This is a genomic window from Bradyrhizobium sp. 482_C4_N1_8, from assembly GCF_052075965.1.
Classification (GTDB): domain Bacteria; phylum Pseudomonadota; class Alphaproteobacteria; order Rhizobiales; family Xanthobacteraceae; genus Bradyrhizobium; species Bradyrhizobium barranii.
In genome coordinates this window covers 7425889-7449909 of sequence record NZ_CP197231.1, presented here as the reverse complement: position 1 = coordinate 7449909, position 24021 = coordinate 7425889, and the positions used below count along the sequence as shown (strand labels likewise).

General features: G+C 62.2%; 17 protein-coding genes. 8 read left to right on the top strand and 9 right to left on the bottom strand.

Annotation, left to right across the window (positions count from 1 at the left end; all coding sequences use genetic code 11):
• The first annotated feature begins 112 nt into the window (after positions 1-112).
• Positions 113-850 (top strand): class I SAM-dependent methyltransferase, encoded by a 738-nt coding sequence (locus tag AB7Z56_RS35295; protein WP_063985219.1) that lies wholly within the window; start codon positions 113-115, stop codon positions 848-850.
• 60 nt (positions 851-910) lie between these two features.
• Here AB7Z56_RS35295 and AB7Z56_RS35290 read toward each other — a convergent pair whose 3' ends face one another.
• Entirely contained in the window at positions 911-5272 is a 4362-nt protein-coding gene (locus tag AB7Z56_RS35290) for a hypothetical protein (RefSeq protein WP_063986644.1), read from the bottom strand.
• Between the two features lie 965 nt (positions 5273-6237).
• Between AB7Z56_RS35290 and AB7Z56_RS35285 the strand changes: the two genes are divergently transcribed.
• The gene (locus tag AB7Z56_RS35285; RefSeq protein ID WP_283018488.1) at positions 6238-7461 is read left to right on the top strand and encodes a glycosyltransferase family 4 protein; all 1224 of its coding nucleotides are present in this window, start codon (positions 6238-6240) and stop codon (positions 7459-7461) included.
• Between the two features lie 2 nt (positions 7462-7463).
• Here AB7Z56_RS35285 and AB7Z56_RS35280 read toward each other — a convergent pair whose 3' ends face one another.
• From AB7Z56_RS35280 to AB7Z56_RS35260, 5 genes are all read right to left on the bottom strand, one after another.
• A complete protein-coding gene (locus AB7Z56_RS35280) occupies positions 7464-8855 on the bottom strand; it encodes a hypothetical protein (RefSeq protein ID WP_063979723.1) in 1392 nt (463 codons plus the stop codon).
• A gap of 71 nt (positions 8856-8926) precedes the next feature.
• Positions 8927-10138: a glycosyltransferase family 4 protein gene (locus AB7Z56_RS35275; protein ID WP_166350071.1), complete on the bottom strand. Its 1212-nt coding sequence runs from the start codon at positions 10136-10138 to the stop codon at positions 8927-8929.
• Between the two features lie 57 nt (positions 10139-10195).
• On the bottom strand, positions 10196-11542 hold the full coding sequence (locus AB7Z56_RS35270; RefSeq protein ID WP_245328409.1) for a glycosyltransferase family 4 protein: 1347 nt from the start codon (positions 11540-11542) through the stop codon (positions 10196-10198).
• Positions 11425-12717, bottom strand: a complete 1293-nt coding sequence (locus tag AB7Z56_RS35265; protein WP_063979727.1) for a hypothetical protein — start codon at positions 12715-12717, stop codon at positions 11425-11427. Before AB7Z56_RS35265 ends, AB7Z56_RS35270 begins: the two co-directional genes overlap by 118 nt.
• A 160-nt stretch (positions 12718-12877) precedes the next feature.
• Entirely contained in the window at positions 12878-14101 is a 1224-nt protein-coding gene (locus AB7Z56_RS35260; RefSeq protein ID WP_245328408.1) for a polysaccharide biosynthesis/export family protein, read from the bottom strand.
• A 543-nt stretch (positions 14102-14644) separates the two neighbouring features.
• Between AB7Z56_RS35260 and AB7Z56_RS35255 the strand changes: the two genes are divergently transcribed.
• A complete protein-coding gene (locus tag AB7Z56_RS35255; RefSeq protein WP_166084269.1) occupies positions 14645-14788 on the top strand; it encodes a hypothetical protein in 144 nt (47 codons plus the stop codon).
• 11 nt (positions 14789-14799) lie between these two features.
• Here the strand turns inward: AB7Z56_RS35255 and AB7Z56_RS35250 are convergent, their stop codons facing one another.
• Positions 14800-15960: a glycosyltransferase gene (locus AB7Z56_RS35250; protein ID WP_081369340.1), complete on the bottom strand. Its 1161-nt coding sequence runs from the start codon at positions 15958-15960 to the stop codon at positions 14800-14802.
• A gap of 98 nt (positions 15961-16058) precedes the next feature.
• Positions 16059-17174 (bottom strand): glycosyltransferase family 4 protein, encoded by a 1116-nt coding sequence (locus AB7Z56_RS35245; protein ID WP_063979720.1) that lies wholly within the window; start codon positions 17172-17174, stop codon positions 16059-16061.
• Positions 17175-17443: 269 nt separating this feature from the next.
• Between AB7Z56_RS35245 and AB7Z56_RS35240 the strand changes: the two genes are divergently transcribed.
• The 5 genes from AB7Z56_RS35240 (at position 17444) to AB7Z56_RS35220 (ending at position 23119) form a co-directional block, all read left to right on the top strand.
• Entirely contained in the window at positions 17444-18463 is a 1020-nt protein-coding gene (locus AB7Z56_RS35240) for an NAD-dependent epimerase (protein WP_038960118.1), read from the top strand.
• Between the two features lie 164 nt (positions 18464-18627).
• Complete coding sequence (gene gmd, locus AB7Z56_RS35235) at positions 18628-19698, top strand: GDP-mannose 4,6-dehydratase (RefSeq protein WP_063979719.1); 1071 nt, start codon at positions 18628-18630, stop codon at positions 19696-19698.
• Positions 19679-20620 (top strand): GDP-L-fucose synthase, encoded by a 942-nt coding sequence (fcl, locus tag AB7Z56_RS35230; RefSeq protein WP_063979724.1) that lies wholly within the window; start codon positions 19679-19681, stop codon positions 20618-20620. Before gmd ends, fcl begins: the two co-directional genes overlap by 20 nt.
• Positions 20621-20796: 176 nt before the next feature.
• Positions 20797-22110, top strand: coding sequence for a UDP-glucose dehydrogenase family protein (locus AB7Z56_RS35225; RefSeq protein ID WP_441256749.1), 1314 nt, complete (start codon positions 20797-20799; stop codon positions 22108-22110).
• 124 nt (positions 22111-22234) lie between these two features.
• Complete coding sequence (locus tag AB7Z56_RS35220) at positions 22235-23119, top strand: aldose 1-epimerase family protein (RefSeq protein WP_063979737.1); 885 nt, start codon at positions 22235-22237, stop codon at positions 23117-23119.
• A gap of 26 nt (positions 23120-23145) precedes the next feature.
• Here AB7Z56_RS35220 and AB7Z56_RS35215 read toward each other — a convergent pair whose 3' ends face one another.
• Positions 23146-23994, bottom strand: a complete 849-nt coding sequence (locus tag AB7Z56_RS35215) for an MBL fold metallo-hydrolase (protein ID WP_063979729.1) — start codon at positions 23992-23994, stop codon at positions 23146-23148.
• Positions 23995-24021 lie beyond the last annotated feature (27 nt).

Sequence of the window (24021 nt, the reverse complement as noted above, 5' to 3'; positions counted from 1 at the left end):
GGCGAGGTTCCGGCGATCCGCGGTTGGTCCGCCGGTTCAACCCGGTCACAATTCTGATCGCTTGCCATGTATAGTTGTGTCTGGAAACGTCTCGGACACAGGAAGCAAGCCCATGTCGTCGATCATTACCGATTTTTCGCAGGTCTATCCCTATCTCGACGGCTCGAAGTTCAAAGACACCATCGTCGTGCAGTATCGGGGCGACGGCGACGTCAGATACAGATGCGACGTCCTCGTGGACATCTGTCGGGGCAAGCGAGTCCTGCATGTCGGATGCTGTGATCATCTGCCGCTCATCAAACGAAAGATCGACAACCGGGACTGGCTGCACGGCCTGATCACCGAGTGTTCCGAATACACCGTCGGCGTCGACATCGATGCGGATGCGGTGCGGGAGGCGTCGCGGATTTCCGGGCTCGACAACATGGTCGCGGGCGACGTGACGTCCGGCCAGAAGATCGAGGCAATATCCGGCCGGAAGTTCGACATCGCCGTGTTTGGCGAAGTCGTCGAGCACATTCCGAATCCGGTCTCGTTCCTGTCGCGCTTCAGGGAGAATTACGGCGACGTCGTCGATCAGATCGTGATCACCGTTCCGAACGCCTTCAGGGGTGGCAACATCAAGGGCATCTTGAAGAACGTCGAGACGATCAACAGCGATCACCGGTTCTTCTTCACGCCCTACACCATCGCCAAGGTCGCAATCGACGCCGGCTATGCGCCCGTCGAGGTGAAGATGGCCACCTTCATGCGCGCCGGAAAGCTGAAGTCGATGCTGCTGCGGCGGCTTCCGCTGCTGGCCGAGGATATCATCTTCATCGGTGCGGCCACACCCGCGCGGCCGCACTGACGTTGCTTCACCCGTCTTCCTATTTCAGCTGGCAGGGGGCACCTGCCAGCTGGTTCGGCATCAGACGAACAGGAAGTTGCCGTGATCCAGGGTGGTCGAATTCACATTCTTCAACAGGATGGAATCGGCCGAGGTGAGCTGGATCAGCGTGTCGGACCCTGATTGCGAAATCTGCAGGTGGCTGTAGTCGGCCACCAGTGATTTCAGGATTTCGATCGTGTCGTGGTTCGCCGCGGTTCCGGCGTGGAAGCTCTTGATCTGGTCGTTGCCGCCGTCGAACATGACGGTGGTCGTGCCCGGCGCCGCGGAGAAGATATCGTTGCCACTGCCGCCCGCCAGTGTCAGTCCCGCAGTCACCGCCGTGACGGCGTGGGTCCCATCGGTGTTGAGGACGTCGATCGAGAGCAGCGAGCCGCTGGTATTGTAGCTGTCGTGCTCGACGGCGCCCGGCAGGCCGGCGACCTTGAACTTGAAGACGTCGGATGTTCCATCGGCGTTGTTGATGGTTTCGGTCGTCTTGACCCCGGTGCTGTCGTAGACGTCGGAGATTTTGCTGCCGTCCGACTTGACCACTTGCGTGTAGTCGAGCGTGCCGTCCGCGTGCGAACGGATGATCGAGGTCATCTTGCCCGCAGCGTCGATGTGCTGCTGCTCCGTGACGTAGCTCTTGCCGGTGATGTTGTAGATCGTGTTGTCGTGCGAGCCGTCGGCGTTATTGGCGTAGACCGCGGTCTTGACGCCCGACGTGAACACGGTGGTCGAGTTGGAGCCGTCCTTGTTCAGCACGTAGTCGCTGGTGAGGCTGCCGCTGCCGTCGAACAGCTTCGTTTCCTTGGAACCGTCGGCGTTGACGACGTAGATCGACGAGTTCAATCCGTTCGCGTAGTTTGTCGTCGTCACGTCGCCGCCCGCCGTCTTGTGAACGTCCTGGACCAGAGCTCCCGACGAATTGTACGTGTCCGTCGTGGTCGATCCATCGGCGGCATTCAAGATCTCGCTCATCTTGTGGCCGGTGCTGTCGTAGAGGTCGGTGACCTTGCTGCCGTCGCTATTGATCACCTGCTTGTAGGCAAGCGAATCATCGGCATGAAGGCGGGTCAGGGCCGTAAGCGCGCCGGCGGCGGTGAGGTGTTGGATCTCGGTCGTATAGCTCTGGCCCGTGATGTTGTAGAAGGTGTTGTCATGGCTGCCGTCGGCATGGGTGACATAGAGCTTCGTCTTGACGCCGGCGGAGTAGACCGTGTTCGAGGACGAACCGTCCTTGTTCTGGACCAGGTCGCTGGCGATGATCCCGCTGGAATCGTACAGCTTGGTGTCCTTTGACCCGTCGGCGTTGACCACGTAGACCGACGCCAGCTTGGCGCCGTTGTAGTTCGTCGTTGTGGTGTCGCCGGAGTTCGTCTTGGAGATCTCCTGCTTCAATGCGCCGGTCGATGCATCGTAGATGTCGGTCGTCGTGCCCGACGACGTGACGGTGATGACCGAGATCTTGTGGCCTGTGGAATCGTACTGGGTCGTGACCTTGCTGCCGTCGCTGTTGACCACCTGGCTATAGGCCATCGAGCCGTCGGCATGGGTACGGCTGACCAGAAGCAGCTTTCCGCTCGGATCGATGTGGTCGTGCTCGTTGGTATAGGACTGGCCGGTGATGTTGTAATAGTAGTTGTCGTGGCTGCCGTCGGCATTGGTGCCATAGACCTTGGTCTTGACGCCGGCCGTGTAGAGCGTGTTCGAGGACGAGCCGTCCTTGTTCTGGATCAGGTCGCTCGCGATGAGGCCGTTGGAATCGTAAAGCTTCGATTCCTTCGACCCGTCGGCGTTGACCACGTAGACCGACGCCAGCAGCGAGCCGTTGTAGTTGGTCGTGGTCACGTTGCCGGAGGTCGTCTGCACGACCTGCTGCTTGAGCGCGCCCGCGGTGGTATAGAAATTGGTCGTGGTGGCCGTCGACGTTATGGTGACGGCCGAGGTCTTGTGGCCGGTCGAGTCGTACTGGGTCGTGACCTTGCTGCCGTCGCTGTTGAACACCTGGCTGTAGGCCATGGTGCCGTCCGCATGGGTGCGGCTGACCGACAGCAGCTTGCCGCTCGCGTCGAGGTGATCGTGCTCGCCGGTATAGGACTGGCCGGTGATGTTGAAATAATAGTTATCGCGGCTGCCGTCCGCGTTGGTGACGTAGGCCTTGGTCTTGACGCCTGCCGTATAGAGCGTGGTCGACGACGAGCCGTCCGCGTTCTGGACCACGTCGCTCGCGATGACGCCCTTGGCGTCGTACAGCTTGGAGTCCTTCGAGCCGTCGGCGTTGACGACGTAGACGGACACCAGCAGCGAACCATTGTAGTTCGTGGTGGTCACGTTGCCGGAGGTCGTCTGCACGACGGTCTGCTTGAGAACGCCGGCTGTGGTGTAGAAATCGGTGCTGGTCGCCGTCGATGTCACGGTGACGACAGAGGTCTTGTGGCCCGTGGCGTCGTACTGGGTCGTAACCTTGCTGCCGTCGCTGTTGTAGACCTGGCTGTAGGCCATCGAGCCGTCGGCATGCATCCGGACGACTGATAGAAGCCTCCCGCCCGCGTCGAGCTGGTCGTGCTCGGTGGTATAGGACTGACCGGTGATGTTGTAATAGTAGTTGTCGTGGGTGCGGTCGGCATTGGTGACGTAGACCTTGGTCTTGACGCCGTTCGAATAGAGCGTATTCGAGGACGAGCCGTCCTTGTTCTGAACGAGATCCGCGGTGAGATTGCCGCTCGTATCGTAGGTCTTGGTGTCCTTGTCGCCGATCGCCGAGACGGTGACGTCACGCACCATCTTGCCGCCGGTATAGGCGATGTTCTCCGACGAGCCGTCGGTATTGAGCGTCACCTTGCTGGTGATGACGCCGTCGGTGAAGTTGGACGTGCTGGTCGACAGAAGCTTTGCGGAGGAGTCGTAGACCCTGGTCACGCTCCAGGTGTCGGTCGAGTTGGTGACGGAGAACTGGTAGCCGCCCTGGATGGCTGCGAGCGCCTTCCCGTAATGCGAGATCATGTACTCCATGGTGGCATTGGAAGCGACCGGAAGCACGTGGGTGTCGGTGAGCGTGATGGTCTTAAGCGAACCCGAGGCGTTCAGGTCGGACATCTGCGATACGATGTCGGCGGCGGTTCCGCTGACGTCGGTCACGGCGGGCGGTGCAGTGCCGCCTCCTGCGGGAGCGTCGATCTCGATGATGAGCGGGTGGTCCGTGATCGGAACCACGATCTGGCTGACATCGGTGTAGGTCGCGATCGGCGAGCTGCCCTTTAGCGGGTCATAGACGTTGATCAGGTGGTGGACGCTGCCCAGGTTGACGGTAACCGATATCGTCGGATTCGCGATCTCGGTGTCGGTGGCGTCGTTCCAGACCTTGGGTTCCGCCCAGACCACGAGCTCATAGGCGCCGTTGCTCTTGCCGAGAACCATGCTGTTCCCGCTCGCCGGCATGTTGTCGAGCGTATAGTTCAGCGAGGCAGTCGGCGTGTGGCCGCCCTTGCCGTCGTCGGCCAGGATCGTCGTCAGATTGTGGACCGCGGTCGCCGCGAGCTTCGGGGTTCCGTCGGCGTTGAACAGGCCCCAGTGCGATTCGGGATCCGTAGGGTCGTTGCTCGCCGAGGCGTCGAGCAGTTGATAGAGATAGGTGGTGCTGACGCCGTCCTTGTAGGCATCGACCAGCGTGTTCAGGATCGATTTCGCCTGTACGTTCTCGCTGGCGCCGACATACGGGGTATCGCTCTTGGTCGTATAGCCGGTCTCGGTGATCACGACCGGTTTGCCGCCGGTGACCGACGTGGCGTTACCGAGCAATTGCTCGAGGGCGGTTTCGGGTGTCAGGCCGGTGCTGACATAGGCGTGAGAGTTGGCGTAGTCGGTCGATCCCGACATGTTTCCGAGATTGGCGTAGTCGGCCGAGTCATTATAGCCGATCGACAAATTGTAGACGGGGATGTCCTTGAGCGCGGCGTCCGCCTTGATGGCGCTGTAATAGACAGCCTGGAACTGCGCTGCGGCCGAGACGCTCGAGCTCCCATTATAGCTGAAGCCCTGGATGTTGACCTCGTTGAGGCCTTCCAGCGCGATGACGCTGCCGGGATGGCTGGCCGCGAACTCCTTGACGGATTCCAAATAAGACTGGAGCGCAGCCGCGCCGCCGGCCGGAACGCCCGACGGAACCACGAGGTCGAATTTGTAACCGTCCTTCGCAAGTCCCTCGACGATCGGTTGCGCTTCCGGGCTCGTGGCGAGTCCGCCCCGCAGTTTCGTCACCCCGAGATATTTGAGATTGTCCTCGACGAGGGCGAGGTTGTCGTAGGCGCCCCAGGAATATCCAACGTGAACATTGACGCCGATGGAACTGACAAAGGTGCTCGCCGACAGGATCGTCTGATCTGGTGATGCGGTAGTCATCGGTATTTCGGAGCCTTTTCTGAAACGCGAGAGTTCGGTGCCGCCTGCGTCTGTCGTATCGGCCAATCTCTGTTTTTCGAGTTGGTGAGATCGGTAAAAATGGAAGCACCCGGAGATTTTCTCACCGACGCTTCCTGCGCGACGCCCACAGCGCACGAATCTGCGTGGACTGAGATTGATCGATGAAGACCACGGCAATGTGCTTGCAGCGTGACGTTCGAATGGCGATGCAACGACGATGTTCGATCGATGTTGTGCCGGTGCCTAATCGAAACGCATTTGCTTGTCGCGCGAGCAGCCTTGCTTCGAATCTGTTGTGTTAAGCGCCGTTAAGCCTGTGGCGTGGGCGGATCGAGTTGCCTGCGAGTCACGACCGCAAAAAATATCGATCGAACTTCGAATGTGACAGTTGTTCGGGCGTTGAAGGCTTGCAGCGCGCTTCCAAATTTTCCCGCGTGCAGTCGGGAAGCGAGAAAGTAAATCTATGGAACTCGCCACCGGAGTTTTGTTTTCTCTCCTGGTCGCTGCGACATCGTGTCGACGTCAATGCAGAAGGATATCGAGTCTGTCTTTGGCCGATGAAGAAACGCCTCGTTGATGTGCAGGGCCAGTCGAACGAACGACGCCGACCAGATGAGAGGTCCAATCTGTGTGCACGAGGTGCGGCGATCGGTGCGTTGACGGCGGGACAATCGGTCGCGGACCCGGCGGGCAAGGGGCCGGGGGACGTTTCAACCGGGCGTTGCTTGCGGAATTTGAAGGGAACGCCGACTTCCGGCGGAAGGTGCGAACCCGAGAAGCGGACTTCGGACGTCGTCTGCAGTGCCGGGGCGGAGTGTCGCAGATCCGCAACGTCAATATGTTAGGCGCGCAATGCTGTTGCGGGCAAACCGCTGGCACGGCATGGAATTTGCCGCTAAGCACTGACCGAAATGTCGTCGATTGAACGGAGTAAGGCCATTCCCATGCAAGATCCCGCCCCGAATGTCATGTTTCTGGTTGAGGTCGTGAATTGCAATGACGGGATTGCATCCTATTGCGAGACCCTGGCCACGGGATTGCATGGCCGGGGCGTGCAGATCCACCTGGTCTCCGGTGCCGTGCGCTCGGACGACAAGTCTGAATACAAGCGTCAGAAGCTGGCGGCGGCCGTCAAGGAATGGCACGTCATTCCGGGACTTCGGAAGTTGCCCTCGCTGTCGATCTTCATGCAGCTGTTGAAGCTGATCCGGAAGAACAACATCACGGTGATCAACGTCCACGGGCTGGGCATGCTGATGTGGGGCAGGCTGCTCGCGCTGCTCACCGGCGCGCGCTGTGTTGCGACCTATCATCCCTCGGTGCTCGGGAACATCGAGAAGGTGCAGAATGCGCCGCAATCGACCTTCAGCCCGGTCCAGGTCCTGTTCTTCAACCTCTTCTTTCCCCACACCCTCATTCTGATGTCGGAGGAATCGCTCCGGCATCTGCGCCGCTACGTGCTGTTCGGCAAGAACCGGATCGCCAAGGTCTATGGCGGCGTCGACACGGTTCATTTCCGCCCGCCCTCGGATGCCGAGCGCCGCGATGCGCGCGCGAAATTCGGCGTTGGCGACGGTGAGTTCATGTGCCTGTTGGCGGCCCGTCTCGCCTGGGTGAAGGGTCACGACCTCCTCATCAAGGCGGCGCGCAAGATCCGCGACGGCGCCAGTTCTCCGCCGATCGACATCAAATGCTACTTTGTCGGCAGCGGCGGAGCCGAGCGCGAGAAGGAAATCAAGTCGTTCGCTTTCGCCGGCGAGAAGGACAAGGACACCTTCAAGTTCCTCGGTTTCATGGGCGACGTCCGCGAAATTCTCTGGGCCGCCGACGTGTTCGCGCTGCCGAGCCGGTTCGAGGGATTTCCGCTCGGCGTTGCCGAGGCCATGGCGACGGGCCTCGTTCCGGTCCGGACTCCGGCGGGCGGCGCGACTGATCAGATCATCCAGGGCCAGACCGGCTTCATCGTGCCGTTCGAGGACGTCGACGCGCTCGTCGGTGCGCTCGAGAAGGTGGCCGACCCCGCGATGCGCGCCGCGCTGTCGCGCAATGCTCTTGCGCGCGCCCAACAATATTTCGGTGTCGGGCCGATGGTCGACGAGACTCTCAGGATCTACGGTTTGACCGGCGATACCAGCGGCAACGCGCTGGCTCACGCGGTGAAGGCCTGATCTTAACTGCGTGCCGAGGCCAGCAGATCGCCTCGCCACGTCACCAGAACGACGGCGAGGCCGGCAAAGACGATCTTTCCCGCGAGCCAGGTCAGGGAGTCCGACGGAGCTGCCGCGAGCATCGCGATCGCGGCGGCCGCGACGGTCGCTTCCAGGATCAGCAACACCTTTGGCGCCGCCCTGAACCGGATCAGCGGACCGCTGGCGAAGAGGATGATGAGGGCGGTGGCCAAGGCCGCGCTCGCGATCTGTCCCGCCACCGATATGTGCAACAACGCGCCGATCGAGGACGCCGCCGACACCAGCAGCAGCTGGCACGCGGCGACGACCACCAGCCTCGTCGCCGATTTGGTCAGATGTGGCACGATCGCGAGCGTGGCCTGAAGGTGGGTGTGGAGGAAGTAGAAGATCGCCGCGACCGGCGCCGCGTTGAGGAAATCGACCAGCAGATCGGCGGGCACGAACAGATGCGCCGCGTCGGGCAGGAGGCCGATCAGCCCGCCCAGCATCACGATCGTCGCGCAGAGGATGAATTCGAGCATGCGGGCGGTGGCCTTGCGCGCTTCGCCGTCGACGCCGCGCTCGAACTGGACCACGACATTGGGATAGCAGACGGTGTGAATGGCGGCCACCAGGACCGAGAACGGTCGTTGCAGAAGGTCGATCGCCATCGAGAAGCCGGCCGCTCCGGTCGACGCCCGGCCGAGCGTGGCGATCACGATCAGGCGCAAGGTGACGGGTACGGAGAGATGAATGACGGAGGCGGCCGCAGCCATGATGCCGTAGCGGCAGAAATTGCCCCAATCGGTTAGCATGGCGTGCCGCGACGCGCGCCGTAGCGAGGTGCGATGCACGACCAGGCTCAGGAGAAGCACCGCGCCGTAGCTCGCGGCCATGCCGCACAGCGTCGCTGCAGCCGTGCCGTGGAGCAGCGCGCCGGCGACGGCGCCGGCCAGAAGCACGCTGGCACGCAGGATCAGGAGGACGGACGCGGTCCCCAGCCGGTCGGACACGCGGACGATCATGAAATAGAGGTCGGTGGCGCCTTGCAGCACGGCCATCGCCAGCGCGAGGGCGACGACGCTCGTCTCGAGCGTGCCCAGCAGTCCCGCCACGCCGCCGACGAGCAGCAGCACCAGCGCGCTGAGCAGCCCGGCGCTGAACAGCGAGAACCGCAGGCGCGCGGCCTCTTCTCCGGAAGCTGCGGCGAGGAAACGAACGCCGGCCAGTTGCAGCCATTCGAACACGAAGACGCAGAACAACTGGCTCGTCGCCAGCGCCAGCGAGAACGAGGTGTACTGGGCCGGCGAGAGGATATGGCTGACGGCGAAGATCAGAATGATCGCGGACGCACTCTGGTAGATATAGCTGCCGAATGCGAGCAGGCTGATCATGTCTGGCAATGCGTGAGAAAGAACATGGCGGGATGGTTGAGGGCCATTGGCGGCATCTGCGTCAGCTTCGGCTATGTGCGAGGCGTGCCGCGGCCGCGCGTGAGCTCGTCGTAGACGTTGCGATAGCCGGCGACGACGTCGTCAAAAACCCATTTGTCGATGCCGGACTTCAATCGCTCGCTCATCTCCACGATCTGCTGCGGCGCTTCGATGATCGCCGAAATGCTCTTGGCGATCGAGGCGGGATCGGGCGACGTCAGCCAGCCGGTCACGCCAGGCTTGATCGCCTCCTGAATGCCGCCGAACGGCGTGCCGAGCAGGGGTTTGCAGGCGGCCTGCGCGTCGGCGACGACGAGCGGGCAGGGATCTTCCCAGACCGAGGGGACGACCACCACGTTCACCTGTTCGTAAAACTGCTTCGGCTGTACGAAGCCGAGAAATTCGATCCGTGCATTCGGAGCGAGCGCCTTGAGCTGCTTCTGCTGGCTCTCGGTTGTGTGGCCTGCGATGACGAGCCGAAACCGGTCAGGCGGAATCGTCGCGATGGCGCGCACGAGATTGTAGATGCCCTTCTCTTCGGTCAGGCGTCCGATGAAGCCGAACGTGACGGTGCCGTCGACCATCGCGGTGTCTGCGTTGCCGACGTCGGCGGTCGAGGCGTTTCGAATGACGATCTTCAGCGGTGTCTGCGTGAACAGGCCGAGCTGGGTATGGATGTCGAGAATGCGCTGGCTGACGCCGACGACGGCATCCAGATGTCGCGTCGCCCCGCGACGGCGAAGGGTCAGGATCTGACAGCTCATGCAGCTCGATTCGCAGGCATGTCCGTCCGAGAAGCGCGAGCAGCGCGGGCAGGTGAGATAATAGTCGTGAAGCGTGTGCAGGACCGGAATGCCGAGCTCGGCGGCGGTCCGCCACACCGCGGTCGTCAGGCCGGAGAGATTGTTCGAGTGCAGGATGTCAGGCTTGAAGGCCTTGATGCGCGCCGCAACGAGCTCCGACATTGTCTGCCAGTCCTCGATCGCGTGCCAGATGCCGCGCACCGGCGAACTGTGCTGCTTGGCGAAAGGGAAATAGATGTTGTGTACGGGCGCCGAATACACGTCGATGCCGTTGCAGGTCTCCATCTGCTGGTTCGATGCGGACGCGGCACGTATCACTTCCACGCCGTCGTTCTGCCCGACCAGGGTCTCGGCGAGGCGGCGGACGAACGTTTCCGCGCCCCCGACCACCTTCGGTGCCAATGGCGTTGGATAGAGGGATGACGTGATAAGGATCTTCATCGAAAAGGTCTGTCCAGCTATCCTGCCAAATGGCTTTGCTGAAATCTCCGTTTCGGCTTATTGCCGGTTGGTTCGATTGTTGTTCAAATAGACGTCCAAATATTGTCCTGTCACTGAATCCGCCGAAAACCTCTCGGCGAATCCTGGCTGCGGAGGCCGGGAGACTTTCCAGTGTGACCTTTCGTTGACGGCCTTCAGCATCAATTCTCCCAGTCGCCTATGATCGCTGGGCTCGTAGGACCCAACCATATTGGAAAACCCCGCGATCTCGGGAATCCCACCGGCCGTCGAGCAAATCGTCGCCCGGCCGGCGTTGATGCTTTCGATCAACGTGCGCGGCAGCGGCTCCGGCCAGACCGAACTCACCAGGCAGACGTCGATGCTGGCATAGAATTCAGCTGCCTTGGCAAAGCCAAGCCATTCGATCTTCTTTCCGCTGCGGCTTTTTAGCCCCCGCACGTAATCCTCAAGCCCTTTTCCTGCGATTTTCAGTTGCCAGCCCTCGTCGGGAAGCTGCTCGGCCGCCTTGAGGACTACCTCGATACCTTTTTCAGCCTCGAGCCGCCCGATGAACCCGAATATCAGATCATCCGAGCTCGAAGCTGGTGACGGCACCACGGAGCTTGGATCGGCGATGTTGAAGATGACGCGGCCATCGGTGCCGGGGAAATATTTCAGCCTGGTGTGCTGGTCGAGCACGAATTGGCTGTTCGAGACCACCGCATCGACCATACGCGAGGCCAGCAGATAAGGCGACGTCATGGCGGCGCAGACGGTGCAGCGCTGCGCGCATGTCGCATCGCCCCGAAACAGCGTCGAGCGTTTGCAGAGCAGGGAATAGTCGCGCAGGGTGTGCACGATCCTGATGCTGCGCCGCCTGGCTTCCGACCACAGCGAGACCGAGAAGCCCGTGAGGTTGTTGGTGTGGACGACGTCGGGCTTCTCGATCTCGAGAATTTCGGCGAACCGCGCCGCGGATTTGCGATTCCATGTGTCCTTGAGATGCCACTTCAGGCGCTGGACCGAGGAGGGCTTCCTGTCGTTGCCGAACGGCCAGTAATCGTTGTCTATCGGCACGCGGTATACGCGCACGCCCTTGAGTTCGTCGATCGTGCGTTCCTGCTTCTTCTGAAGGCAGACCACCGACACCTGATGGCCGCGCTGGACGAACGCCTCCGCGAGCAGCGACACAGACACTTCGGCGCCCCCGATGATCTCGGGCGGATAGAGCGTGTTAACGATCAGTATTTTCAAGGATAGCCTCGGATTAGCAGCCCGCCGCAGCGTCAGTTCGATGGCCGGATCTCGAAATCCGGCACGGCCGTGCCCTTGACGCTGACAAGCAACGGCGTTGTCGATAACGCCGTCCAGGCGCCGGCGGCAGGGCCCGGCGCTTGCTGACATACATATCTGATCTCGGCATTCGGTTCCGCATTTTTTAATCGAACTTCGAAGCGCTTCGACGCAGTCTCCGACCAAAGCGCGAGTTTCGTTTCCGATCCACTGTCACTGCGAATCTGCACGACGCCGGGCGCCGGCGTGGTTCGCGTTGCCTTCAAGCTGGTGCGGATGAAGGCCCAGCTTTCGCGAATGGAACACACGGCAGGCTTCGGCGAATTGTCGAAATGATAAATGCCGAAATTGTCCTCCAGTTCACCAGGCTTCGTCCCACTGTCCTTCAGCTCGTAGAGCCATATCCCCTTGAGCCAGGGACCGGCGGTCGAGGCCCAGAGGATGATCTGCGCCATGTTGTCGGCGGCAAGCTGCTCGGTCACGCCGCATTTCGCGCTTGGTGTCGGCCAGCCCGTTTCGGTCAGATAGATCGGATAGTCGGGATTGCCGGTCGCCTGTGCGACGCGTTGATGAAGATTTTGCAGCCGTTCGATCGCCTCGGCTGCGGTCCGCCCGGCCGGTGACAGGCAATGGTTGTAGATGTGAATGGACATCCCGTCCGCGATACGAAGCAGGTCGGTCTTCAGCAGGGCGTCGGTCCATTTCCAGCCGGGATCGTCGCCCAGCGCTCCGACCACGAAAGGCGCGGACGGCACCGCCTGCTTGACCGCGGGCTGCACCGATCGGGCGAGCGTCACATAATTTTCGACGGTGAACAGCGGCTCCGCGCGCGCTCTGAGATTGTACTCGTTCCACAACTCGAAGATCGGCTGCCGCGATGCGACCGCTTGCGCGGCTGCCGCGGCATAGGTGACGAATCTTTGGCGCGCTTCGTCGGTCGTCGGCGGATCGGAATTCGGGACGAGATGATGGCCGGTCCCGAGAATGAGCAGCGGGATTCCGACGCCGGACCTGATCTGGGTCTCGAGGCGGCCGTTCAGGGCATTGAAGCCGAGCCGCTTGCCGGGCAGCTCGAAATCCGACCAAGGGAAGTCGTCGCGGAACGAGGTGACCCCCAGCTCCTTCATCTGCTTGATGGCGGTCGCGGGCACATAGCCGCGGGCGCTGGTGACGCCGCCGAGGCCCTGGTGCGTGCCGACGCCCAGCAGGAAGCGCTGATCGAGCGGCTGCGCGTTCTGTGCGTCTGCAGGATATGAGAGGCCGGCCGCGACGCAGAGCCCGCACATCAACATCCGGAAACGACGCAGGGCGCGTTTCCTGTTTTGCTCGGTCACGCTCGTGTCCACTCCTGCTCGCGTCAACCCGACAAGGCTAATACTCTTCTGTGGCCCCAATGGGGTAGGGCCGCCTTGTCTGCACGCTCGTCATTGAGCGCGCTGAGTTGGGCTATTTGGAGTTCACGACCACCGAGCTGATGTTGTCCGCGTTGGCGGTTGCCGCGTTCAGCGGGGCCATGAGCTTGATGAATTCGATCGACGGCGATTCCGCCACCGAGATCACGTCGTGATCGCGCATCCTGAACGTATCCGCCTGGAACCAGCCGTCCGGCTTGCTCATGTCGAACTTGTAGACGGCAGGGACCGACTTGGTCGGGAACTGGGATACGGCGATGCCGATCCTCTCCAGCAGCGGCTTGGGCTCGAAACGGTAGACGTAGATCGACTTGGAGTCCGCACGGGCGCCGTCGAGACCGCCTGCCTTCGCGATGGCTTCAGCCAGCGACATGTTGTCGTTCTCGAACGTGAAACGACGGTTGTTGGTGCCGCCGATCGATCCCGGAGACGGCGTCGAACCGAACACCATGTAGACGCGCGGAATGCGGGTCAAGAAGACGACGTCGCCTGGAGCGAGCAGCGCGTCCTCGTTGGGGTTGTGCACGACCGAGGACATCGTCTCGCTGTAGGTGCGGCCCTCGCGCTTGATCGTGATCGTGCTCTCGTAGGACGGATATTTCGGGCCGCCGGCGCGCGCGATCGCGCCCATCAGGCGAATCCCGCCCGGATCGACCGGGAAGCGGAGCGGCGAGTTGACTTCGCCGAGCACGCTGATCTGGTTGCCGCGCTGTTCCGCCACGCTCACGACGGCCTGCGGGTCGATGGCGCGGTCCTTGAGACGCTCGCGGATGATGTTCGACACGGCGCGCGGCGTCAGCCCTGCGACCTTGATCGATCCGGCGTAGGGGATGTTGATGTTGCCGGACTGGTCGACCTGCTGGCGCGGAATGTCGACGAAGTTGCCCGGCCGCACGCCTGCTTCGCGCGGAATGAACAGGCCGCCTGCCTGCGCTTCATACACGGTCACGGTGACGATGTCGCCGATGCCGATGGTGACGTCGCGGTAGTTGCCGCCGGGAAGGCGGGAGAACACCATTCCGGCGGAGTCCGTGAACGCGTTGGTCGCCTGCAGGATCGCCGGATTGACCGGCATCAGGGCATAGGCCAGCGGCGCGCTCGGCTCGGTGATCAGCGCCGCATTTGTTTGCGTTGCGACGGCATCAGGAGCGTCTAACGGAATGAAGCTACCGCAACCCGCCAAGGAGAAGCTGATCGCAGCAACGGCCAGGATTCGGCTAATACCGAAATCAAAATCAAAACGTTCGGTCTTAGCCACCACTATTCCCTCGCACTCATCTAAAATCGGAATCACCGTACAAATCCCGTGCTGCGGAGTCACTGCTACGTCTTCGACTTTATGGTAAAGCACTTGTGGCTGTGACCTTATTGCCACTTGTGAACGTGGATACACGCCGAAATCTCTGTCCAAAATTTGTGCGGAACATCCTCTTAAATAAGCAGTTCGCAAACCATACATACACGTGTCAGATCGATGTCACGATTGAGACTGCGATCGAACCAATGAGCAGCGTGCGGCGACGGACATGCAGATGCGACGGCATTGTCGCGAGATGACATCGCCATAAACTTCAAGTGTTGGATCCCGTCCTGAGTGATTCTGCGTTGTGTTTTCGTCGTCCTGCGGCGGGCATCGCGCCCGAGCGGACGTTCTCGCCGGGGCATCGGACCAATGTTTCTGCGACGGGATTCCACCTCCGTTAACGCTTAGATTTGGAAGCTGGCGTCACGCTGGCGTCCGTAAGGTCTTCCTAATCCTGATCCGGCTAGTGGTCGGCCAAACAAAAGGAAGGCGAAGACGATGTTGCACACCGGATCACTGCTGTTCGCGGCCGGCTTTCTCACCTGCGCGATGATCGTCGCATCGGCCATTGCTTGGTCGTTCTCCGATAAACGCGTGAATGACGGCGAGTTCGCGCAGGGCGATGCCCGCCGGCTGGCCTGATCAGCCGGTCGCTACGATCGCAGATTGTTCGGGAAATCGGACTGCAACTTCGCCTGCTGCCCGGATTCGCTCATCCGCACATGCACGACGTCGGCATAAACCTGACTGAGCGTGCGGTGGGTCTGTTCGATGTCGTAGAGGCGGGTGAAACGCTCATATCCGGCACGGCCGACCGCAGCCAGGTCGAGCCTGGTTGCGCGTTGGAAACCTTCAACCAGCTTTTCGGCCGAGACTTCGTCGCACAGCACGCCCGTCGCATTGTCTTCGACGATTTCGGGCAGGGCGCCGATGCGGAAGGCAATGATCGGCTTGGCCGCCCGCATCGCCTCGATTGCGACCAGGCCAAACGCCTCCCAGCGCGAGGGAATCGCGACCATGTCGGCCTGGTCGAGCTCGGCCTCGATCTGGTTGCGGTTCATCCAGCCCAGAAAAGAGACGTTGGCGGGCAGATCGCTTCTGCGGAATTTGCTGACGACCGAGGCGCCGATCAGGCGCACGTCGAGCTTGTCTCCGAGTGCGCGCGCCGCCTCGATCAGGAGATCGTAGCCCTTCTGACGGTCGAGGCGCCCGATGAAGAGGACCTTGATCTTCTCCGACCGCCATTGCGCTGCGCCCTTGTCGAGCGCAGGACGCTGCTTGGAAATCCCGTTGTGCACAAGAACCAGGCGATTCGCCGCGATTCCGACCTGCTTGGCGTCGGCCTGCTCGCTTTCCGAGATGCAGACGATGCGATGGGTGAATTTCGACAGCACGAGCTCGGTGAACTTCGTCACCTCGCGGCTGAGGCGGCCGGTTTCGCGGCCGAAGGCCCAGCCGTGCGGGCAATAGACGATGCGCGAGCGCCGATAGGTGAGCCAGAGCACCGGGCGCACCACGAGCCCGGCGAACGACGAGTGCAGGTGGATGACGTCAGGACGAAGCTGCCGGACCGCGCGCATGGTTGCAAACAGCATGCGAAACAGGCCGACCGCGTTGCGTCCGTCGCGCGGAAACGTGGTGACCGCGTCGTCCTCGATGTTCACCAGGTCGCTGCGATGGTCGGAGGGAACGACATAGTTGACGTTGCCGGGGCCGAAGCTCGCGCTCTGGTGCGGATGCAGCTCGTTGAGGTAGGTCGCGATGCCGCCACGGACCGTTTCGGCGACATGCAGAATCTTCAGGCCGCTGGACAACGGTCATTCCTTCCTTGTCTTGAAGGCGCCAGATACTGGAGACGCCGGATCTTGCAGGCGCACGTCTAACCTCGCTAAGCAGCAATAATCGGGCCGCGTCATTGTTTCGCACGGTCGGATGTGGATCGGGATGCCGGTTTGGCGAGGAATTCGAGCATCGCTGCGGCGGACTTGGCCCAGGAATATGTCATAAGGCGCTGCCGCTGCTTCTCCTGTTCCGCCGGCGATATCCTGCCGAGTTCAATTCTTTCGCGCATCCGCGCCGACAGCTCGTCCGCGTCGAGCGGATCGAAATAGACGGCGGCATCGTTGCAGGTCTCGCGCACGGCATCGGCGGAACTCGCGATCACCGGACAGGCGAAGAACATCGCCTCAAGGGGAGGCACGCCGAATCCCTCATAAAGGCTCGGAAACACGAACGCGGCGGCCTGGGAGAACAGCGCGGCAATCTCCTCGTCCTTCAGGCGCCCGGCGATGACAACGCCGGACCTCGATTCCGTGGCCGCGCCTCCGAACACTTTGCTGTTATCGCCTCCGACCACGACCAGCGGAAAGTCGGCGCGGCCAAGCTGCTCGGCGGCGCGAATGGCCGTATCGACATTCTTGTTCTTCGTCATCGAGCCGACGAAGAGGAAGAATTGATGGGGCGCAAGACGCAGCTTGTCGATGATCGAGAAGTCGGGCGCGACGGTCGCAAAATGTTCCGCGCTGTTCGCAATGACGGGGATCGAAGCCGGATCCAGCGACAGCACCTCGGCAAGTTCGTTGCGTGAAAACGCCGAAACTGTTGCGATCGTTGCCGTGCGCGCCAGCAGATGGCCGAGCGTCCGGTGCAGGGCGAGGTAGCGCCAGCTGAAGAAGTCCGGCCGCCGGAAAACCTGCGCGTCGTGAATCACGACGAGATGGTCGCGGTGGAGTACGGGGCCGGAATTGGCGAGACTGACGAGACGGGTGCCGGCCGCGGCGCGCGCCAGATCGATCTGGTCCCACGCGTGCCCCTGCAAAGATCCGATCTGCTTGATGGCGATGCGGCGAAGACCTGGAAGCGTCTGCGCATTCGGCGGCGCAAGGATTTGCCACTCTGCATCCAGCAGTTGTCGCGGGGCCTCTCCGCTCGCGAGCAAGCGGTCCATCGCCTTGACGATCTCGGCGGCGTAGCGCTGCACGCCCGTGAGCGATTGTGACAGGAACCTGCCGTTGATGGAGAGTTTCAAAGTCGATCTTTTTCTTTGCGGGTTCTTGCGCGAACAATGCTCGAAGACTGAGCATCAGGCGCCGAATATACGTTCTATGACGTCTAGCACATGTGGCGCTATCGTCCGAGCATCCTTGCAGGCGGATAGCATGCGATCGTGCATGACGCCATCATGTTTCCTACACATTTCGATGCGCTTACATGGGCCGACTGATTTGATGATTGTCGTGACTGTCCAAACCTTGCCTCTCATGTCCTGGTCTGGCAATGCTCCGCGGAATGAACGAGATGACAACTTTGCGGCCAGTGATCGTTACCGGTGCTGCCGGCTTTATCGGAATGCATGTTTGTGAACGGCTGTTGGCACGTGGCGAGCAGGTCGTCGGCATCGATGCAATCACTCCGTATTACGATCCCGCGCTGAAGCGTGCGCGTCTCGCAACGCTCGAACACCATCCAGGGTTCAAATTCCACAAGATCGATCTCGCAGACTTCGCCGCAGTGACGCGCGTCTTCGACGAGGTCTCGCCCGATCGCGTCGTGCATCTGGCGGCGCAGCCCGGCGTGCGCGCGTCGATCGACGATCCCATCACCAGCATCCGGGCCAATTGTGACGGCTTTGTCACCGTGCTCGAAGCCGGCCGGCGCCATGGTCTGGCGCATCTCGTCTACGCCTCGTCGAGTTCGGTGTATGGCGCCAACCGCACCTTGCCGTATTCGACCGAGCATTCGGTGAACCATCCGGTCAGCCTTTACGCCGCAAGCAAGAAAGCCAACGAGCTGATGGCGCATACCTTTGCGCATGTTCACAAGCTGCCGGTGACCGGGCTTCGCTTCTTCACCGTCTACGGCCCGTGGGGCCGGCCCGACATGGCCGCCTATCTGTTCACGCGCGCGATCTTCGCGAATGAGCCGATCAGGATTTTCAATAAAGGCGACATGTGGCGCGACTTCACCTATGTCGACGACATCGTCGAAGGGGTGATCCGCACCCTCGATCGGCCCGCGGCGCCGAATCCCGCGTGGAATGCCGAGCGGCCGGAAAATTCGTCGAGCTATGCGCCGTATCGCGTCTACAACATCGGCAACAACAGGTCGGTCAACCTGATGGAGTTCGTCGAGACGCTCGAGAAGATCATCGGCAAGCCGGCGATCCGTCAGCTGTTGCCGATGCAGGCCGGCGACGTCCTGGAGACGCGCGCCGACATTTCCGCGCTCCAGCGCGACGTCGGCTTCTCGCCGTCCACGTCGATCGCGGATGGCCTCGGCCGCTTCGTCGAATGGTATCGGAAGTACCACGGCGTCTGATCCCGCGGGCGACGGCACCTGCGTGTCGCCCGGGAATGCCGGCTCTTAAGCCGGTTCTTGCGCTGGTTCTTGCGCTTTTGACCGCCGGCGGCCTTGTCAGCGGGCGCGAACGGTGGTTATCCCGTCCCTCTGAACCTCTTTGACCCCGAACCAGGCGCGGGCCCATGGCTGAGCGGATCGCTCTCATCACCGGCGTGACCGGTCAGGACGGCGCCTATCTCGCCGAATATTTGCTGTCGCTCGGCTATGTCGTGCACGGCATCAAGCGGCGCTCGTCCTCGTTCAACACCGCGCGCGTCGATCACCTCTACCAGGACCCGCATGTCGGCAACGTGCCGTTCCTGATGCATTACGGCGACATGACGGACTCGACCAATCTGATCCGTCTGGTGCAGCAGATCCGGCCGACCGAGATCTACAATCTCGCAGCTCAAAGCCACGTCGCCGTCAGCTTCGAGAGCCCGGAATACACCGCCAACGCCGACGCCATCGGCGTGCTGCGCCTGTTGGAAGCGATCCGCATCCTCGGCATGGAGAAGGAGACGCGGTTCTACCAGGCCTCGACCTCCGAGCTCTACGGCCTGGTGCAGGAGATCCCGCAGAAGGAGACGACGCCGTTCTATCCGCGCTCGCCCTATGGCGTCGCCAAGCTCTACGGCTACTGGATCACGGTGAACTACCGCGAAGCCTACGGCATGTTCGCCAGCAACGGCATCCTGTTCAACCACGAGAGTCCGATCCGCGGCGAGACCTTTGTGACCCGCAAGATCACCCGCGGCGTCGCGCGTATCGAGGTCGGGTTGGAACAGACGCTCTATCTCGGCAATCTCGAAGCCAAGCGCGACTGGGGCCATGCCAGGGACTATGTCGAGGGCATGCACAGGATCCTGCAGGCCGACAAGCCCGACGACTTCGTGCTTGCCACCGGCGAGATGCGCTCGGTGCGCGAGATGGTCGAGCTGTCCTTTGCCCATGTCGGCCGCCGCATCGCATGGCGCGGCAAGGGCGTCGAGGAGACCGGCGTCGATGAGACGAGCGGCAAGCCCGTGGTGAAGATCGATCCGACCTATTTCCGTCCGACCGAGGTCGATCTCCTCGTCGGCGACGCCAGCAAGGCGCGCGAGGTGCTCGGCTGGACGCCGAAGCGCAGCTTCGCCCAGCTCGTCGAGGAGATGATGGCAAGCGACCTGGCGGAGGCAAAGCGGGATGCGGCCAGTGGCAAACGCACCGTTTGAGCTGAGGGGAAAGACCGTCTATGTCGCCGGCCATCGCGGCATGGTCGGAGCCGCGCTGGTGCGCCGGCTGGCGCGGGAGGACGTCAACCTCGTCACGGTCGACCGGCGCGAGGTCGATCTCTGCAACCAGGCCGCCGTGTTCGACTGGTTCGTGAAAGCGCGGCCGCAAGTGATCTTCCTCGCCGCGGCCAAGGTCGGCGGCATCGTCGCCAACAACACGCTGCGTGCCGAGTTCATCTACGACAACATCGCGATTGCCGCGAACGTGATCCAGGCCGCGCATCTCAACGGCGCCGAGAAGCTGATGTTTCTGGGCTCGTCCTGCATCTATCCGAAGCTGGCGCCGCAGCCCTTGCGCGAGGATTCGGTGCTATCAGGCCCGCTGGAGCCGACCAATGAGCCCTATGCGATCGCCAAGATCGCCGGCATCAAGATGGCGGAGGCCTATCGCAGCCAGTATGGCAGCGACTTCATCAGCGTGATGCCGACCAATCTGTACGGTCCCGGCGACAATTATCACCCTGAATTGAGCCACGTCGTCGCCGCCCTGATCCGGCGTTTCCATGAGGCAAAAGTCGCAGGCGCAAAGAGCGTCATCGTGTGGGGCACCGGCACGCCGCGGCGCGAGTTCCTCTATGTCGACGACATGGCGGATGCCTGCGTGCACCTGATGAAGACCTATTCGAGCGCGGAGCTGGTCAACATCGGCACCGGCGAGGACATCACCATCGCCGAGTTCGCGCGGGTCGTGGCCGACATCGTCGGTTACGGCGGCGAGATCGGCTTCGACACCTCGCGTCCCGATGGCACGCCGCGCAAGCTGCTCGACGTCAGCCGTCTCGCCAAGCTCGGCTGGCGCGCCACGACCTCGCTCGAGGACGGCGTGAGACGCGCTTACGCGGCGTATCTGTCGCATACGTAGAATGCAACCAATGCATGTCGCGTATTTCAGGAGATGACCGCAACGCCTGTCACGCGCGGCGGTTAAGGTTTATTCGGTTCGCGAAGCAACCTGCCCTAATGTTGGGCGTGCGGCCGGATACAGAAATGGTCTAGGGTGTTCAGTGGAACATCCGTCTTCAACGGAAAGAGTTTTTCATGCGAATCGCGATGATCGGAACGGGCTATGTGGGACTGGTGTCCGGCGCCTGCTTTGCGGATTTCGGTCACGACGTCACCTGCGTCGACAAGGACGAGAAGAAGATCGCGGCGCTTCATCGCGGCGAGATTCCGATCTACGAGCCCGGCCTCGACGAGCTGGTCGCGACCAATGTGAAGGCCAAGCGGCTCGACTTCACCACCGATTTGTCGAAGCCGGTCGCGGACGCCGATGCCGTCTTCATCGCGGTCGGCACCCCCTCGCGCCGCGGCGACGGTCACGCCGATCTGTCCTATGTCTACGCCGCCGCGCGCGAGATCGCGCAGTCGCTGTCGGGCTTCACCGTCGTCGTGACCAAGTCGACCGTCCCGGTCGGCACCGGCGACGAGGTCGAGCGCATCATCCGCGAGACCAACCCTGCGGCCGACGTCGTCGTCGCCTCCAACCCCGAATTCCTGCGCGAGGGCGCGGCGATCCGCGACTTCAAGTATCCCGACCGCGTCGTCGTCGGCACCTCCGACGAGCGCGGCCGCAAGGTGATGGGCGACGTCTATCGCCCGCTGTCGCTGAACCAGGCCCCGCTGATGTTCACGGCGCGCCGCACCGCCGAGATGATCAAATACGCCGCGAACGCGTTCCTCGCGACCAAGATCACCTTCATCAACGAGATCGCGGACCTCTCGGAAAAGGTCGGCGCCAACGTCCAGGAGGTCGCGCGCGGCATTGGCCTGGACAACCGCATCGGCACCAAGTTCCTGCACGCGGGTCCCGGCTTCGGCGGCTCCTGCTTCCCGAAGGACACCAAGGCGCTGATCAAGATCGCGCAGGACTATGACGTGAGCTTGCGCATCGTCGAATCCGTGCTGGCCGTCAACGAGAACCGCAAGCGCGCGATGGCGCGCAAGGTCAGCCAGGCGCTCGGCGGTAGCTTGCGCGGCAAGACCATCGCCGTGCTCGGCCTCACCTTCAAGCCCGATACCGACGACATGCGCGATGCGCCGTCGATTCCGCTCGTCACCGGCCTGATCGACATGGGCGCGACGGTCAAGGCCTTCGATCCCGTCGGCATGGAACAGGCCAAGGGTGAGTTGCCGAACATCACCTATTGCGAGGACGCCTATTCCTGCGCGCAAGGCGCCGATGCGCTCGTCATCGTCACCGAATGGGTGCAGTTCCGCGCGCTCGATCTCGGCCGGCTGAAGGCGGCCATGACCCAGCCCGTCGTGGTCGATCTCCGCAACATCTACCCGCCCGAAGAGATGCGAGCCGCCGGCTTCACCTACGAGAGCATCGGGCGATCGTCCCAGGCTTAAGCCAGTCGTTTGAAGTTCGGCTTCGCCCGCCTCATCCTGGGGCGGGCGAAATCGTTTCTGATGCGATATGATCCGGTCGCATCAGGTCGCCGCGTTTGGCCTCGTTGCCGCGATGGAGATTGTCATGACCGACGACACGCACACGATCCGAAGTGGCGGGCTCACCGCGACCATCAAGGCACACGGCGCCGAGCTGTGCTCGTTGAAGGACGGCAGCGGTGTCGAATTTGTCTGGCAGGCGGGGCCGGCCTGGCCACGCCACGCGCCGCTGCTGTTTCCGATCGTCGGGCGTCTCGCCAATGACGAAATGCGGCACCGGGGCAAGACCTACCGGATGACCCAGCACGGTTTTGCGCGCGACAGCCGGTTCGCGTGGGTAGAGCGCGGCGAGAACCGTTGCGCGCTGGCGCTCGAAGACAGCGAGACAACGCGCGCGCTCTATCCGTTCGCATTTCGCCTGACGGCCACCTACGCGATCGACGACGCTGGTCTCGATCTCTCGCTCACGGTCGTGAACACCGGCAAGGAGACATTGCCGGTGTCGCTCGGTGGCCATCCCGCCTTCAACTGGCCGCTTCAGCCTGGAATGTCGAAGGAGAGCTACGCGCTGACGTTCACGAACGAGGAGCCGTCTCCGGTTCGCCGTGTCGAGGGCGGACTCCTGCTCGCGGCAACGGATCCGAGCCCCGTCAGAGGCACCGTGCTTCCTTTGTCGGAATCCCTGTTCACCAATGACGCCGTCATCCTCGACCCCGTCAACAGCCATGCGGTCCGCTATGCGGCCGGGCAGGGGGCCGGGCCCTGGCTCAAAATGTCATGGCGCGGCTTTCGCGAACTCGGCGTCTGGTCGAAACCGACAGGCGCGCCGTTTCTCTGCATCGAGCCCTGGCGCGGCTATGCCAGTCCCGTCGGTTTCGAAGGCGAGTTCAGCGACAAGCCGGGTCTGATGCACATTGCGGCCGGCGCGAACGAAGAACTGTCGTACCGGATCGAGGTCGGGTCGTCCTGAGGCAGGCCTTCGCGTGCCTGTGGCTCTCAGACCTCGATCCGCGTGAGGTCCTCGCCGAGCACGACGGGACCTGCGTAGTCTCGGCGGACGTCCGCGAGCAACGCGTTCAGCATGGAATCGTCAGTGCGCGGCCGGTGATGGGTCAGCGCGAGCTTCTTGACGCCGGCCTTGGCGGCAACCTTGCCGACCGTATCGCCGCAGGCGAGCGTATATTTCGCGAGCCGGCGGAAGTGGTCGTTGGTGATCTCAGGCGTCGCGAGAAAGCAGCACTGGACCAGCAGGTCGGCTCCCTGTGCCAGCCGCTCGAGACCGGGGCAGGGGACCGTGTCGCCGGAGATCGCTATGACCTTGCCCTCGGCTTCGAAGCGGAAGCCGAGACACATCCAGCGCGCGAGAAACGCCGGCGACATGTCGAGACCGTCGCCATGTGAAACGAGCTCGGCGCTGATCTTCCAGCGACCGGTGTCGAGGACGGGGCCGGGAATGATGTCCGTCGCGACGACCGGCTTCCATCCCCCAAAGGTCGGCTCGCCCTGATCCCGCCAGGCGATGTCCTTGTCGTAGACCTGTGTGATCAGCGTGTTGACGAGCCGTTCGGTATCGGGCGGACCGTAGATGCGCAGATCGTCCTTGCGCCCATGCATCCACGAATTCAACATCACATCGTAGAGGTCGCCGATGTGGTCGAAGTGGTGATGGGTGAGAAAGACCGTGTTGATGGCGCCGAGCGGCACGCCGGCCTTGTGGAGCTGCACCATGACGCCGCGGCCCGCGTCGAACAGGATATTCTCCTCGCCAAGCCTGATCAGCGTGGTCGTCGCCATGCGGCGCGGGTCCGGGCGTGGGCCGCCGGTGCCGAGCAGTATGACTTCCATGGCGCCTACTCCAGCGTGAAGCCGGTC